This window comes from Shinella sp. JR1-6 (genome assembly GCF_004284735.1).
GTDB lineage: Bacteria > Pseudomonadota > Alphaproteobacteria > Rhizobiales > Rhizobiaceae > Shinella.
The window spans coordinates 67,685-82,282 of the sequence record NZ_SHMI01000019.1; the positions used below are offsets into that span (position 1 = coordinate 67,685).

14 protein-coding genes are annotated in these 14,598 nt (G+C 64.9%); 10 read left to right on the forward strand and 4 right to left on the reverse strand.

The annotated features are described in order from the left end of the window. Positions 1-4: 4 nt before the first annotated feature. On the reverse strand, positions 5-373 hold the full coding sequence (locus EXZ48_RS25285) for a nuclear transport factor 2 family protein (protein ID WP_130519160.1): 369 nt from the start codon (positions 371-373) through the stop codon (positions 5-7). Positions 374-382: 9 nt separating this feature from the next. Next, positions 383-1,003, reverse strand: a complete 621-nt coding sequence (gene pdxH, locus EXZ48_RS25290; RefSeq protein ID WP_130519162.1) for a pyridoxamine 5'-phosphate oxidase — start codon at positions 1,001-1,003, stop codon at positions 383-385. A gap of 44 nt (positions 1,004-1,047) precedes the next feature. On the opposite strand from pdxH, the gene EXZ48_RS25295 reads away from it, so the two are divergent. The 4 genes from EXZ48_RS25295 to EXZ48_RS25310 all read left to right on the forward strand — a co-directional run bounded on the left by EXZ48_RS25295 (position 1,048) and on the right by EXZ48_RS25310 (position 4,215). Continuing rightward, positions 1,048-1,494, forward strand: coding sequence for an RT0821/Lpp0805 family surface protein (locus tag EXZ48_RS25295; RefSeq protein WP_023512260.1), 447 nt, complete (start codon positions 1,048-1,050; stop codon positions 1,492-1,494). A 98-nt stretch (positions 1,495-1,592) separates the two neighbouring features. After that, positions 1,593-2,654, forward strand: coding sequence for a DnaJ domain-containing protein (locus tag EXZ48_RS25300; protein WP_130519164.1), 1,062 nt, complete (start codon positions 1,593-1,595; stop codon positions 2,652-2,654). A gap of 132 nt (positions 2,655-2,786) precedes the next feature. Further along, the gene (gene fabI, locus EXZ48_RS25305) at positions 2,787-3,605 is read left to right on the forward strand and encodes an enoyl-ACP reductase FabI (protein ID WP_023511844.1); all 819 of its coding nucleotides are present in this window, start codon (positions 2,787-2,789) and stop codon (positions 3,603-3,605) included. Between the two features lie 28 nt (positions 3,606-3,633). Continuing rightward, positions 3,634-4,215, forward strand: coding sequence for a histidine phosphatase family protein (locus EXZ48_RS25310; RefSeq protein WP_130519166.1), 582 nt, complete (start codon positions 3,634-3,636; stop codon positions 4,213-4,215). Between the two features lie 57 nt (positions 4,216-4,272). Here EXZ48_RS25310 and EXZ48_RS25315 read toward each other — a convergent pair whose 3' ends face one another. Beyond that, positions 4,273-4,533 carry a DUF1344 domain-containing protein gene (locus tag EXZ48_RS25315; protein WP_023511842.1) on the reverse strand — a complete coding sequence of 87 codons (261 nt, stop codon included), beginning with the start codon at positions 4,531-4,533 and terminating at the stop codon, positions 4,273-4,275. Between the two features lie 300 nt (positions 4,534-4,833). Between EXZ48_RS25315 and EXZ48_RS25320 the strand changes: the two genes are divergently transcribed. The 4 genes from EXZ48_RS25320 (at position 4,834) to EXZ48_RS25335 (ending at position 11,921) form a co-directional block, all read left to right on the forward strand. Continuing rightward, entirely contained in the window at positions 4,834-8,388 is a 3,555-nt protein-coding gene (locus EXZ48_RS25320; protein WP_130519168.1) for an EAL domain-containing protein, read from the forward strand. A gap of 270 nt (positions 8,389-8,658) precedes the next feature. Next, positions 8,659-9,756, forward strand: coding sequence for a chorismate synthase (aroC, locus tag EXZ48_RS25325; RefSeq protein WP_130519170.1), 1,098 nt, complete (start codon positions 8,659-8,661; stop codon positions 9,754-9,756). 21 nt (positions 9,757-9,777) lie between these two features. Continuing rightward, complete coding sequence (ribB, locus tag EXZ48_RS25330; protein ID WP_023514770.1) at positions 9,778-10,878, forward strand: 3,4-dihydroxy-2-butanone-4-phosphate synthase; 1,101 nt, start codon at positions 9,778-9,780, stop codon at positions 10,876-10,878. An 83-nt stretch (positions 10,879-10,961) separates the two neighbouring features. Then, a complete protein-coding gene (locus tag EXZ48_RS25335; protein WP_130519172.1) occupies positions 10,962-11,921 on the forward strand; it encodes a hypothetical protein in 960 nt (319 codons plus the stop codon). Here EXZ48_RS25335 and EXZ48_RS25340 read toward each other — a convergent pair. Continuing rightward, positions 11,918-13,117 carry a winged helix-turn-helix domain-containing protein gene (locus EXZ48_RS25340; protein WP_130519174.1) on the reverse strand — a complete coding sequence of 400 codons (1,200 nt, stop codon included), beginning with the start codon at positions 13,115-13,117 and terminating at the stop codon, positions 11,918-11,920. The two genes, EXZ48_RS25335 and EXZ48_RS25340, sit on opposite strands and share 4 nt — an antisense overlap. A gap of 181 nt (positions 13,118-13,298) precedes the next feature. Between EXZ48_RS25340 and EXZ48_RS25345 the strand changes: the two genes are divergently transcribed. Together EXZ48_RS25345 and EXZ48_RS25350 are read left to right on the forward strand one after the other, a co-directional pair. Then, positions 13,299-13,979: an energy-coupling factor ABC transporter ATP-binding protein gene (locus EXZ48_RS25345; RefSeq protein WP_130519175.1), complete on the forward strand. Its 681-nt coding sequence runs from the start codon at positions 13,299-13,301 to the stop codon at positions 13,977-13,979. Beyond that, positions 13,973-14,578 (forward strand): energy-coupling factor transporter transmembrane protein EcfT, encoded by a 606-nt coding sequence (locus tag EXZ48_RS25350; RefSeq protein WP_130519177.1) that lies wholly within the window; start codon positions 13,973-13,975, stop codon positions 14,576-14,578. Before EXZ48_RS25345 ends, EXZ48_RS25350 begins: the two co-directional genes overlap by 7 nt. The last annotated feature ends 20 nt before the right edge of the window (positions 14,579-14,598 follow it).

Below are 14,598 nucleotides of genomic sequence, written 5' to 3' on the forward strand. Positions count from 1 at the left end.
AAAATTATTTTGGAAATTGGCTGAGGTGCTCGTGGACGATCCGCCACGTTCCGGCCTCAGCACGCAACAACGTCGTGCCCCGTCCACCACCTGAAAGCATTCTGCCGTCCCGCGTCGTCTGCCAGCAGAAGCGATAGACGCATCCGGCCGCAGCCTCACCCATAGCAAGCCAGCGTCGGTCTTCGAGCCAATAGCGCTCAAGCGGGAATTTTTTCCAGGTCTCCTCGAAGGCCTTGCGAATCTCGTCGAGACCCGAATGGGAACCGTCGTTGAACCAGAAGATCGCCTCCTTCGAGAGCAATGGAAGGAGGAGGTCGAAATCGTGCCGGTTGATCAATGCCTCGTATCGACTGAGAACGTCCTCGGCACGCATGTCACGGCCTCACGGATACATCCTGACCTTCGTCCAGCCGGCACCGTCCGCCGTGCGGCGGAATTCCATGCGGTCGTGCAGGCGGAAGGGGCGGTCGTGCCAGAACTCGATCGAGACGGGCTTGATGCGGAAGCCGGACCAGTGCGGCGGGCGGGGAATCTCGCCGATGGCGTAGCGGGCCGTGTATTCGGCAACCGCCTTTTCCAGCGCGAAACGGCCTTCCAGCGGGCGCGACTGCTTCGATGCCCAGGCGCCGATGCGGCTGCCGCGTGGGCGCGAGGCGTAGTATTCGTCCGCCTCGGCATCGGTGACGACCTCCACCTCGCCGCGGATGCGCACCTGACGGCGCAGCGACTTCCAGTGGAAACACATGGCGGCCTTCAGTGCGCCAAGGATTTCCACACCCTTCTGGCTCTCGAAATTCGTATAGAAGACGAAGCCGCGTGCATCGAACCCCTTGAGCAGGACCATGCGCACATTCGGCAGGCCCGCCTCGTCGACGGTGGCGAGCGCCACCGCGTTCGGGTCGTTCGGCTCGGTCTTCGCCGCCTCCTCCAGCCATGTGCCGAAGAGGGCGTAGGGTTCGTTTTCCTCGGTGAAGTCACCGCTTGTTAACGCATTTTCGCTCATATTCGATTCAATGCCGATCTATTAACTGCATGAGGCAGGTTGGAGTGGACGTCATAGCAAAGTCGCGCGCGCAGACAAAGCCATACAGGGCACATTGCCTTGCGGTTGTTGTCGTGACCCTGTGCGGCGCCTCTCTCTCCGGCTGCATGGGCGGTCTCGACATCTTCGACGGCAGCAAGGTCGATACCCTGCGCACCAGTTCCGTGCCCTCGGGCACCGAACGCCTGACCGACGAGATCACCGTGCGCAACGCCGTCTCCTCCGCCGATCTTGCCCGCACCGGCGGCAGCGCCATTCCGTGGGCGAACTCCGCCTCGGGCAGCGCCGGCGTCATCAGCAGCATTGCGGAAAATCGCGACACGACCGGGCGGCCGTGCCGCGACTTCGTGACGACACGCCATTCCTACCAGGGCATCGCCAACTATTCCGGCCGCACCTGCCTTGGCAATTCCGGCGAATGGCTGCTGCTCGCCTTTGATCTGCAAGGTTGAGGACACGCGATCTTTGCACTTTTTCAACTCTGGCCCGTAACCAGTGATTAGGACGTTCATCGCTATCATGGCCGGCAAAACGGCAACGGGTGGAAGTTATGCGTGACCCCTATTCGGTGCTCGGCGTGAAGCGAAACGCCGGGCAGGAGGAAATCAAGGCGGCCTGGCGCTCGCTGGCGAAGGCCGTGCATCCCGACCAGAACCATGACGACCCAAATGCCACCGTGCGCTTCACGGAGGCCGGCCGCGCCTACGACATCCTGCGCGACCCCGACAAACGCAGCCGCTACGACCGCCAGCAGCGCGAGGCCGAACTGCGCCGCATGGAGCAGATGCGCCGCCAGCAGGCCGAGCGCAAGGCAAGGAGCGAAGCGCCGCCGCGCGTGTCGAACGAGGATGCCGAGGACATGATCGCCCGCATCTTCGGCGTCGATTCGCGCGGACAGCCGGCAGAAGCAAAAGTCCAGGGGCAAGCGCAGTCCCAGCCGCGCCCCCAGCAGCAGGCACAGGCCGCCGGCGCCGCCGCACAGGACGCCCGCAAGGCGGCCGACGAGCCTGAGATCGAAGAGGCACCGCCGGGCCGCGGCGTCGCCCCGGCAAGCAGCCTCATCTCCGCTATCATCCGCCGCATCCGCGGAAGCCGCGTCAAGGTGGAGACGGCACCGGACTTCGTTGCCGACGTCACCGTCAGCGTCGAGGACATCCTCAACAAGGTGCGCCCGACGATCGAGACCCCGGACGGGCAGACGCTGCGCGTGCCTGTCGGCGCCGGCTCGACGGATGGCCAGGTGATCCGCCTCAAGGAGGCCGGTCACCGCATCGAGAACCTGAAGCGCGGCGATGCCGTCATCACCTTGCGCGTTGCCCCCGGTCGCTTCCGGGTCGATGGTTTCGACCTGAAGGTCGACCTGCCGGTGACGATCGAGAATGCCGTGCTCGGCTGCGAGACGACCATCGACGGCCCGCTCGGACCGCTGCCGGTAACGGTTCCGGCCTGGTCGGGCTCCGACCACCAGATCCGTATTCCCGGTGAAGGTCTGCTCATGGAAAACGGCGAACGGGGCGATCTCGTCGCCGAAATCCGCCTTCTCCTGTGGGAAAAACCGGATGACAAGATGATCGACCTGATGCGCAGCCTGCGCGAAGGGCTTTATCTTTGAGCCCTTTGTGACGCTTTCATAAAACATGCACCCATTGTTACGAGTGCTAACAGTTCCTGAACCCTCCCGCGCTTGAACCCCAATGCCGCCTATGCCATAGGCAAATCTGACTTAAGTATCAGGGGGCAAACCATGGTTCAGGCATCTGGTCTGATGAAGGGCAAGCGCGGCGTCATCATGGGCGTCGCCAACAACCGTTCCATCGCCTGGGGCATCGCCAAGGCTATCCACGCACAGGGCGGCGAGATCGCCCTGACCTATCAGGGCGATGCGCTGAAGAAGCGTGTGGAGCCGCTGGCCGTCGAAATCGGCGCCGTGCTGGCCGGCGATTGCGACGTTTCCGACGAGGCATCGATCGACGCCGTCTTCGAGAACATCGAGAAGACCTGGGGCAAGATCGACTTCCTCGTGCATGCGATCGGCTTTTCCGACAAGGACGAACTGACCGGCCGCTACGTGGACACCACACCGGCGAATTTCGCCAAGACCATGCAGATCTCGGTCTATTCCTTCACGTCGGTCGCCCGTCGTGCGGAAAAGCTGATGACCGATGGCGGCTCGATGCTGACGCTGACCTATTACGGCGCAGAGAAGGTCATGCCGAACTACAACGTCATGGGCGTCGCCAAGGCCGCGCTCGAGGCGAGCGTGAAATATCTCGCCGTCGACCTCGGCCCGAAGAACATCCGCGTCAACGCGATTTCCGCCGGCCCGATCAAGACGCTCGCAGCCTCCGGCATCGGTGACTTCCGCTATATTCTCAAGTGGAACGAGTACAATGCGCCGCTGCGCCGGACCGTCACGATCGAGGAAGTCGGCGATGTCGGCCTCTACATGCTGTCCGATCTGTCGCGCTCGGTGACCGGCGAAACCCATCATGCGGACAGTGGCTACCACGTCGTCGGCATGAAGGCCGTCGACGCGCCCGACATCTCCGTTATCAAGGACTGATACGAACGTCCGCCCCGGGGTTTTCGCCTTGCTCATCTACATGATCCGTCACGGCCAGACCGCGTGGAATGCAGAGGGCAGGCTGCAGGGGCAGAAGGACATTCCGCTGAACGAGACCGGCCGCCGCCAGGCGGCCGGCAACGGCGCCGCCCTCAAAGATATTCTCGGCGCCGCGGCCGCCGATTTCGATTTCGTCGCAAGCCCGCTGGGCCGCACGCGCGAGACGATGGAAATCCTGCGCCGCGCCATGGGGCTCGATCCCCTCGCCTACCGCACCGACGAGCGTCTCGTCGAATTGTCCTTCGGCGACTGGGAAGGCCATACCCTGCCCGAGCTGATGGCCGAAGCGCCGGCACGGGTCGAAGAACGCAGCCACGCGAAATGGAACTTCATTCCGCCCGGCGATGCGGCGGAAAGCTACGAGATTCTCTCCTGGCGCATCGCGTCCTGGCTTGCCGATGTCCGTGGTCCGACCGTCTGCGTCAGCCATGGCGGTGTTTTCCGCGCGGCCTTCCGGCTGAACGGCATGGACGAGGAAGAAGCGGCCAACACGCCGATCCACCAGGATCGCCTGCTGCGCATCGATGCGGCGGGCATGCACTGGCTCTAAGGGACAAGAGCCCGCCTGGAAAAGCCGGACGGCCGTGGCGGAATGAAAGGCAAAGCCTTACTGGATGATCTCGAGATCGTTGATGACGCGCTTGCCGTCGACTTCGGTGTAGAACACCAGCACCTTCACGCCCGGTTCCAGCCCCTCGAAATTGAACTCTTCCGGCGCCTGGTACTTCTTGCCGTCATCGAGCGAGAGGCTGAGGTTCGTCGTGTCGACATTCGTGATCACGGCCTCCACGTCGGCGCTTTCGGCAGAAGCTGCGAGCGGCGAAAGGAAAACGGCCGTGGCCATCAGCGCGGCGATCAGAAAGCGCATCTTGCGAACCCCTGGGAATGAATCAGTCTTTTTGCTGGCCATGTCAGATGCCCCCCAAATATGGCGAAATTCGCCCGCCCCCGCGTGCGCTGGTGAAATGGATGGCCGGAAAGATCATACGAAGCAAGGCAGGCTGCCCGCTCATCCCCGGAATTGTCGGACAAGGGCGGCGGAGGGCCCGGAAAGCGGCTTGGCAACACTCTCCCGTATCGGGACGGAAATGCAAGTATTTCAGCTGTTTATAAATGCAATCTTAAGGAAGCCTCCCTTACCGTTTTGCGACCACCGGGGATTCTCTTTTTGCGCGTTCCAGCCGCCTTTCGCCACGCTCTGGCATCCATAGCAGAATGGGCGAAACCGTCGCTCATTCCGGCGGCGATCGCCGGTTGCGTCATCCTGACGGCGGGCATCGTCTACGAGCGGCAGAACGAGCATATCTACCGCAACGAGCTGCAGAACCATGTGGCGGGCGACCTCGCGCTGGTCGCAGCCCGGCTGCAGAGCCAGGTGAACGGCAATGTCGCGGCCCTGCGCAGCGTCGCCAACATGTTCGCGGTGGCGCCGGAGCAGGCGACGCTGCAGTTCAACGTCTTCGCCCGCAAGCTGATGCTGCAGAACACCCATTTCCGCCGGGTCGGCGTCGCGCCGGAGGGCAAGGTCCGGCAGGCCTTCCCGCTCGACGGCAACCAGCATTACCTCGGCACCAATTTCAACCGCTTCCCCTCTTTCCGCCGGGCCGCCCAGATGGACCGTTCGCGCGGGCGCCCGCTAATGTTCGGGCCGGTGCAGTTCGCCAAGGGCGGCCGCGGCTTCAACCTTTTCATACCGGTCTTCACCAATGTGGAGGCGCGGCACTATTTCTGGGGCTATATCGACGGGCTGATCGACGAGCGCAAGCTCTTTACCGACGCCGGCCTGTTCGATGCCGACCAGCCCACGCGGCACAGCGCGCAACGGCACGAAACCGATATCCAGCTCGCCATCCGCGACGTCAGCGTGCCCGACAATATCGTCGATCCGTTCTTCGGCGATGCGGAGGTCTTCGAGAAGGAACCCGTCCTCCAGGCGCTGGATTTTCCCGGCGGGCGCTGGCAACTGGCGGCCATCCCCTCCAAAGGCTGGCAGCACCCGCCTGAAAACCTCACCCAGATCCGGCTGATCATCGCCGCTGCGGCACTCGTCATCATCGTGCCGATCTTTCTGACCGGCGGCCTCGTCAGCGAACGCCAGCGCAACATCGCCCGGCTGCGGGCGCGCGAGCGGCAGGTGCAGTCACTCTCCCAGCGCCTCGACATCGCGCTCGACGCCTCCAAGATCGGCATCTGGGAAGTCGAGCTGTCGACCGGCGCGCGCAACTGGGACGAACAGATGCACCGTCTGCACGGCTTCCCGGAAAACGAGACGCCGAACGACCACGAATGGCGTTCCGTTCTCCACCCCGACGACGTCGCCATCGCCAGGGGCGAGATGGACCGGATCCGCGCCGGCGGCAACGACTACAAGTCGCAGTACCGCATCCTCATGCCCGACGGCAACTGGCACCATATCCGCAATGTCGGTTCACGCCTCACCGGTCCCAACGGCGAGGACAAGCTGACCGGCATCAGCTGGGACGTGACCGAGGACGTGCTGCTGAACGAGGCGCTGAAGAGTGCCAAGGACCATGCCGAGGTGCAGAACGCCGAGCTCGCCAAGCTGACGCAGCGCCTCGACCTCGCGCTCGATTCCTACGAATGCGGCCTGTGGGAGGCCGATCTGGAGGATGGGCTGACGCTGTGGGACGACCGCATGCACCAGCTCTACGGGATCACCAACACCGGCAAGCGCATCACCCACGACACCTGGATCAATGCCATCCATCCCGACGACCGTGCCGAGGCGGAAGGCAAGGCCAGCCGGACCATCGACGAGAACGTGCCCTATTCGCGCACCTCGCGCGTCGTGCATCCGGACGGATCCATTCGCCATATCCAGTCGGTCGGCAAGCTGCATACCGGGCAGGACGGCCGCCGCAAGCTGGTCGGGCTCGCCTTCGACGTCACCGACGACATGCAGATGACCGCCCGCCTGCGCCAGGCCAAGGAACAGTCCGAACGGCAGAATACCGAACTGGAACAGACCAGCCGCCGCCTCGACCTCGCACTCGATTCCTACCAGTGCGGCCTCTGGGAAGCCGATCTCGACCTCCGCCGGACCTACTGGGACGAGCGCATGCACCAGCTTTACGGCCTGGTCTTCACCGACGGCACCGTGACGCACGAGGAATGGCTCGCCGCAATGCACCCGGACGACCGGGAAGAAACGGTCCAGACGGTCAATCACTGCGTCGAACACGATTTACCCTATGTGCGCGAGGCCCGCATCCTGATGCCGGACGGCGAGATCCGCCATGTGCGCTCCGTCGGCAAGGTCCACCACGCTCAGGACGGCGGCCGCAAGCTGATCGGCCTTGCCTTCGACGTCACGGAAGACGTGATCCTGAAGGAAAACCTGAAGGCGGCCAAGGAACAGGCGGACGCCAAGAACATCGAGCTGGAACAGGCCAAGGTCCGCATCGAGCACAACGCGCTGCACGACCCGCTGACCGGGCTCGGCAACCGCCGCAAGCTCGACGACGAGCTGACGGACATCGCCACGCGCAGCGAGACGAAGGATGCGCGCGTCGGCATCCTGCATATCGACCTCGACCGCTTCAAGCAGATCAACGACACGCTCGGTCATGCCGCGGGCGATGCGCTTCTCGTGCATGCCTCGCAGGTGCTGCGCGCCTGCGTGCACACCGGCGACCTCGTGGCACGCATCGGCGGCGACGAATTCGTCGTGGTGGTGACCAACACGACCGATCAGGTCTATCTCAGCGCGCTGTCGCGGCGCATCATCAGCCTGATGCAGCAGCCCGTCGAATATGAGGGCCATCTCTGCCGCTTCGGCGTCAGCATCGGCATCGCCCTTGCCGAGGGCCGGTCGATCGACACGGCCAGGCTGCTCGTCAATGCCGATATCGCGCTCTACCGGGCCAAGGCGCTCGGGCGGAACCGGCATGAATTCTTCACCGAGGCGCTGCAGGCCGAGATCATCTCGAACAAGCGCATCGCCGACGATATCCTGGCCGGCATCGAGAACAACGAATTCGTGCCCTACTACCAGCCGCAGATCGACGCAGGCACACTGAAGCTCGCCGGCGCCGAAGCGCTGATCCGCTGGAACCATCCGCGCGAAGGCCTGCTGACGCCCGACCACTTCCTGAAGATCGCCGAAGACCTCAACGTCATGGCCACGCTCGACCGCATCGTCCTGGAAAAGGCGCTGCTCGACTGCGCCCGCTGGGCGGCGCAGGGCCTGATCATGCCGAAGATCTCGGTCAACGTGTCGGCCCGGCGCCTCCGGGACGAGAGCCTGATCGACAGCCTCACCGGCCTCTCCATCCAGCCCGGCCAGATCGCCTTCGAACTGGTCGAATCGATCTTTCTCGACGAGAGCGACGACGTCGTTCTCACCAACCTGGAACGCATCAAGGCGCTCGGCATCGACATCGAGATCGACGATTTCGGCACCGGCCACACCTCCATCGTCAGCCTCCTGAAGCTGAAGCCGAAGCGGCTGAAGATCGACCGCCAGCTTGTCGCCCCCATCCTCACCGCCCGCAACGAACAGGCGCTGGTGCGCTCGATCATCGAGATCGGCCGCTCGCTCGGCATCGAGATCGTCGCCGAAGGCGTGGAGACGATGGAGCATGCCGAGATGCTGGGCCTGCTCGGCTGCGATCTTCTGCAGGGCTACGCCTTCGCCAAGCCGCTCTCCCGCGACGCCTTCCTCGCCTTCGGCAGCGAGATGCGGTGGAAGCTGGCGTCGTAAGGGCCTGGATCGCCCCTCATCCGCCTGCCGGCACCTTCTCCCCGCAGGCGGGGCGAAGGGGGTGTCGCGCCCGTTTCCCCAGACAGCGGCATCGTTGTGGGGGAGAACATCGCCCCTTGCCCCTTCTCCCCGCCTGCGGGGAGAAGGTCGCGGCAGCGGGATGAGGGGCAATCACCGGGCATCCTGATGGTAAAAGCGCGAAACCCTTGTCCCTACCCCGCCTTTTCCACTAAGAGAGGTCGCACTTTCCTGTGGGGTCCGGTTCCGCTCATGTCGCACAATACCTTCGGTCATCTCTTCCGCGTCACCACCTGGGGCGAAAGCCACGGGCCGGCGCTTGGCTGCGTGGTGGACGGCTGCCCGCCCGGCATCCGCTTCACGCTGGCCGAACTGCAGGCCTGGCTCGACAAGCGAAAGCCGGGCCAGTCGCGCTTCGTGACGCAGCGCCGCGAGGACGACCTCGTCAAGGTGCTCTCCGGCGTGATGCTGGACGACGACGGCGAGACGATGATCACGACGGGCACGCCCGTCTCCATGCTGATCGAGAACACCGACCAGCGCTCCAAGGACTACGGCGAGATCGCGAAACGCTACCGCCCCGGCCATGCCGACTATACCTATGACGTCAAATACGGCATCCGCGACTATCGCGGCGGCGGGCGCTCCTCCGCCCGCGAGACGGCGGCCCGCGTCGCCGCCGGCGGCCTTGCCCGCAAGGTCGTGCCGGGGCTCACCGTCCGCGCCGCGCTGGTGCAGATCGGCAAACACAAGATCGACCGCAGCAACTGGGACTGGAACGAGGTGAACAACAACCCGTTCTTCGCGCCCGACCCTGCCATCGTGCCCGTGTGGGAGGACTATCTCGACGGTATCCGCAAGGCGGGCTCCTCGATCGGCGCGGTCGTCGAAGTGATCGCCGAGGGCGTTCCCGCCGGCATCGGCGCACCGATCTACGGCAAGCTCGACCAGGACATCGCCTCCCTCCTCATGTCGATCAACGCCGTCAAGGGCGTCGAGATCGGCGAAGGATTTGCGTCTGCCGAACTCACCGGCGAGGACAATGCCGACGAGATGCGCATGGGCAATGACGGCAATCCGATCTTCCTGTCCAACCACGCCGGCGGTATTCTCGGCGGCATTTCCACCGGCCAGCCGGTCGTCGCCCGCTTCGCCATCAAGCCGACCTCCTCGATCCTCACCGAGCGCCGCTCGATCGATGCCGACGGCAACAATGTCGACGTGCGCACCAAGGGCCGGCACGATCCCTGTGTCGGCATCCGTGCCGTGCCGATCGGCGAGGCAATGGTCGCCTGCGCCGTTGCCGACCACTACCTGCGCGATCGCGGCCAGACCGGCCGCCTGAAATAATCGGCTGAATAGGAGCCTGCCATGAGCTACGATCAGAAGCGTGTCGTCGATGCCATCCGCGCCTTCGAGGCCGGCGAGATCGTCGTCGTCATGGATGACGACGGCCGCGAGAACGAGGGCGACCTCATCGTCGCCGCCGTGCACTGCACGCCCGAAAAGATGGCCTTCATCGTGCGCCACACCTCCGGCATCGTCTGCACCCCCATGCCGCGCGAGGAGGCCAAGCGCCTCAACCTCAACGCCATGGTGGCGGAGAACGATTCGGCGCATACCACCGCCTTCACCGTCTCGGTCGACTTCAAGCACGGCACGACGACGGGCATTTCGGCCGACGACCGCACGCTGACGGTGCGCAACCTCGCCAACCCCAATGTCGGCGCCGCCGACTTCGTGCGCCCCGGCCACATCTTCCCGCTCGTCGCCCGCGAAGGCGGCGTCCTCATGCGCTCCGGCCACACGGAAGCCGCGGTCGACCTCTGCAAGCTCGCAAGCCTGCCGCCGATCGGCGTGATCAGCGAGCTCGTCAACGACGACGGCACCGTCATGCGCGGGCCGCAGGTGGCAGGCTTTGCCGAGCAGCACGGCCTCAAGCAGGTCTCCGTCGCCGACCTCATCGCCTATCGCCAGCGCAAGGAAACACTGATCGAGCAGGTCGACGGTTTCGACATCGATACGCCCTACGGCAAGGCGAAGGCCCTGACCTACACCCTGCCCTGGGACCCGATGCAGCATCTTGCTGTCGTCTTCGGCGACATCAGGGACGGCGTCGACATTCCGGTGCGCCTGCATCTCGAAAATGTCGGCGGTGACGTCTTTGGTGCGAGCCGCCAGATCGACGCGATCATGAAGCGCATCGCCGAACAGGGCCGCGGCGTGATCGTCTATCTGCGCGAGGGGTCCGTCGGCGTCGGCCAGTCCTCCACCGCGCGCAAGGGCAAACACGACCGCGAGGGCCACGACGAGGCGCAGGCGCGCGAAAGCGAATGGCTGGAAATCGGCCTCGGTGCGCAGATCCTGAAGGATCTCGGCATCACGTCGATCCGCCTGATGGCCTCGCGCGAGCGCCACTATGTCGGCCTCGAAGGGTTTGGCATCCAGATCAGCGCCACCGACCTCTGCTGAAACCGAATATCCCGCTTCCCCGAAACGTCTGAGTTTCACGCGGCAATCGGGGATCGCGGGATTTTCTCGGGGGATGGCGGGGCATGTGGGATTTCAGCATCGGCAGGACCATCGGTATCCTTGCCAGGACCATGCCGTTCATCCTCCTGCGGATGGTGATCTACTTCGTCATCACGCTCGCCTTCATCCTCGCAACGGGTGCGGGAGCCGGTATCGGCTACGGCGTCGGCTCGCTCAGTGAAAGCCCGGAATCCTACGCCGCCTGGGGCGGCTTCATCGGCATGGGCTTCATTGCCGCCGCCGTCTACTGGGCGCGCGAATGGCTGCTCTACATGGTCAAGGCCGCCCATATCGCCGTCATCGTCAAACTGATCGACGGCGAGGCGCTGCCGGACGGCAAGGGCCAGGTCGCCTATGGCCGCGAGGTCGTCACGGCCCGTTTCGGCGAGGCCAACGTGCTCTTTGCACTCGACCAGCTCGTCAAGGGCGTCATCGCCGCCATTACCGGGCTCATCGGCGGCGTCGCCGCCTTCCTGCCGATCCCCGGGCTCGACGCCATCGCCCGCTTCGCCAACACGGTCATCCGCCTGTCGCTGACCTATGTCGACGAGATCATCCTCGGCTACAACATCCGCACGAACAGCGACAATGCCTGGGACGGCGCCCGCCGCGGCCTCGTGCTCTACGCGCAGAACGGCCTGAAGATGGTGAAGAACGCCGTCTGGCTCGCCGTCTTCCTCTGGGTGCTGTCGATCGTCGTCTTCCTCCTCGCCCTCGCCCCCGCCGGCGCGATCCTCTACGCCTTTCCGGGCGAGATCGCGGGCTACAGCTTCGTCGTCGCCATCGTCTTCGCCTGGGCCTTCAAGGCCGCCGTGCTGGAGCCCTTCGCGATCGCCGCGCTGATGGCCGTGTATTTCGACACGATCCGCGGCCAGGTGCCCGACCCGGAATGGGACGCCAAGCTGACGGGCGCCTCCGAAAAATTCCGTGCGCTTACGGAAAAGGGCAAAGCCGCCTTCGGCGGGCGGCCGGTGACGGCCTAACCCGCGTCCCCGCGCCAGCCGTCCAGATACCGCACCGTCTCCACGCCCGCGAACTTCGCAATGCGGGCCAGCTCTGCCTCAAGCTTCTCCTGCCTGCCGGCGGAGGCGCGGACCTTCGGCTCCCACCACAGCCGCTTGACGTCGAGCGTACCGGCCTTGCGGTCGGCCTTCATGTCGATGCGGCCGACGAGGCGGTCGCCCTCGAGCAGCGGGAAGACGTAGTAGCCATATTGCCGCTTGGGCTCCGGCACGAAGATCTCGATGCGGTAGAAATAGCCGAACAGCCGTTCGGTGCGGTTTCGGTCGCGGATCAGCGGATCGAAGGGCGAAAGCACGCGCAGGCGGGCGGGCGGTTCGGGCACATCGCCAAGGCAGGCCGGGAAATCGGCAAAGGCGTGCGAGGCGCGCGGCTTGCCGCCGTCCGCCGGCTCGATGGAGACCGGGCGCAGCTCCTCGCGATGGTCCTCCACCCAGGCCTTCGCCTCCTCCGGCGAGATGAGGTCCCAGAAGGCGGCGATCTCGCCATGGGTGGCAAAACCCAACCGCTCCAGCGCGCTGCGGCAGGCCCAGTCGACAAAGGCATCGTGCTCGACGTCCGGCGCATGGTGATGGGCCGGCACCACGCGCTCGACGAGATCGTAGACCTTCTGGAAGTTCTCGCGCCGGGCGATCGCCAGCTTGCCCGTGTGCCAGAGATATTCCAGCGCCGTCTTGTTCGGATGCCAGTTCCACCAGCCGCCGGATTTGTGGTCGTCGGCCTTGAGGTCCCGCGAAAGGACCGCGCCGCCGGAGGCGATGCGCTCGTAGGTCTCGCCGAACGCCTTGTCGAAGCCCTCGCCCTGCCATCGGCGCCACCGCTCGGTCATCGAGGCCTCCTTGCGGCGGAAGCGGTGTTTCCAGTAGCGGAAGAAGCTGCTCGGGATGACCGAGGCATCATGGGTCCAGTGTTCGAAGAGGTCGCCGTCCTTCTCCAGCAGCGCCGTCAGATGCTCGCGGCGATAGGTCTGGTTGCGCGAGAACAGGATCTGGTGATGCGCCCGCTCCACGGTGGCGATGCTGTCGACCTGCACGAAGCCGATGTCGTGGATGAGGTTCAGCAGGTCCGCCTTGCCGAGCAGGCGGCCGGGCGGAGCGCTCAGACCCTGGCGGGCGAGAAAGATGCGCCGGGCCTCGGCATTGGAGAGAAGAATCGTCATGGTGGATGATAGACACATATTCTTGGTTTGTTCTACACATTTTCGATGGCCAAGCGGGATAGGGCCGCTGTGCCCGTCACACGAGTGCCGCTTATCGAACAGACCGGCGCGGAAAACCTCTTCGCACATGCGGTAGAATTGCCTATAGCTCCCCCACCATCCACGAAACGGGACCCCGCTTTTGGATATCGTCTTTTCCGCCGCAACGGTGACCTATGCCGGACGCACCGCGCTGCACCCGCTGACGCTTGCCCTGAGCGAGCCGCGCATCGGCGTCGTCGGGCTCAACGGTTCGGGCAAGACCACCATGGCGCGGCTGATCAACGGCCTCGTCAAGCCGACGGGCGGCACGGTGACGGTCGCCGGGCTGGACACGGTGGCCGACGAAGCGGCTGCGCGCGGGAAAACCGGGTTCATCTTCCAGAACCCGCAGCACCAGATGATCCTGCCGATCCTGGCCGAAGACATCGCCTTCGGCCTCAAGAACCGCGGCTTCGACAAGGCGGAGATCGCGGCACGGACGGAGGCGGTGCTCGCGCGCTTCGGCATATCCCATCTCGCACGGCGGCGCGTGCACGAGCTTTCCGGCGGCGAGACGCAGCTCGGCGCCATCGCCAGCGTGCTCGTCACCGGCCCGGACCTCCTGATCCTCGACGAGCCGACCAACCAGCTCGACCTGAAGAACCGCGCGCTCATCGAGCGCACGGTTGCGGGCCTGCCGGAACAGGTGCTCGTCATCACGCACGATCTCGCCTTGCTGGAGGGGTTCGACCGGGTGCTGGTGTTCCACGAGGGCCGGCTTGCGGCCGACGACCGGCCGGCCGCGGCGATCCGCGCCTATCGGGGGATCGCGGCATGCTGAACGGACTCGACATCGAGGGCGACTCGCTGCTGCACCGCATGCCGGTGCGCGGCAAGCTGCTCATGCTCTTCGCCGCCGCGATCGGGCTCTTTATCGTTGCCGACCTGCGCATCCTCGTGCCGGCGCTCGGGCTTTCGGCCGTCCTCTGCCTTTCGACCGGCATTGGTCTTCGCGAGGCCTTCCGGCGCGTGCGCTTCGTGCTCTTCACGGTGCTCCTCGTCGCAATCGCGAACTATGCCTTCCATTCGCTGCACGAGGCGCTGGTTGTCTTCTCCCGGCTGAGCGCACTGGTTCTACTGGCTGCCGCCGTCACCGCCACGACCTCCATTTCCGCCTTCATGGACGAGATCACCCGGTTCCTGACACCGCTCGAACGCTTCGGCTTCGTGCGCGCGGCCGATGTGAGCCTCGCGGTCGGCCTCGTCATCCGCTTCGTGCCGGAAATCTTCGCGCGCTACGGCGAGATCACCGACGCCCACCGGGCGCGCGGCCTGCCGGTCCGGCCCTTGACCACTCTCGTGCCGCTCATCATCCTGACGCTGAAGGACGCCGATACGATCGCCATGGCGATTGACGCGCGCGGCTTTCGGCGGCACTAAGCATTCGACCCAATTTTGTC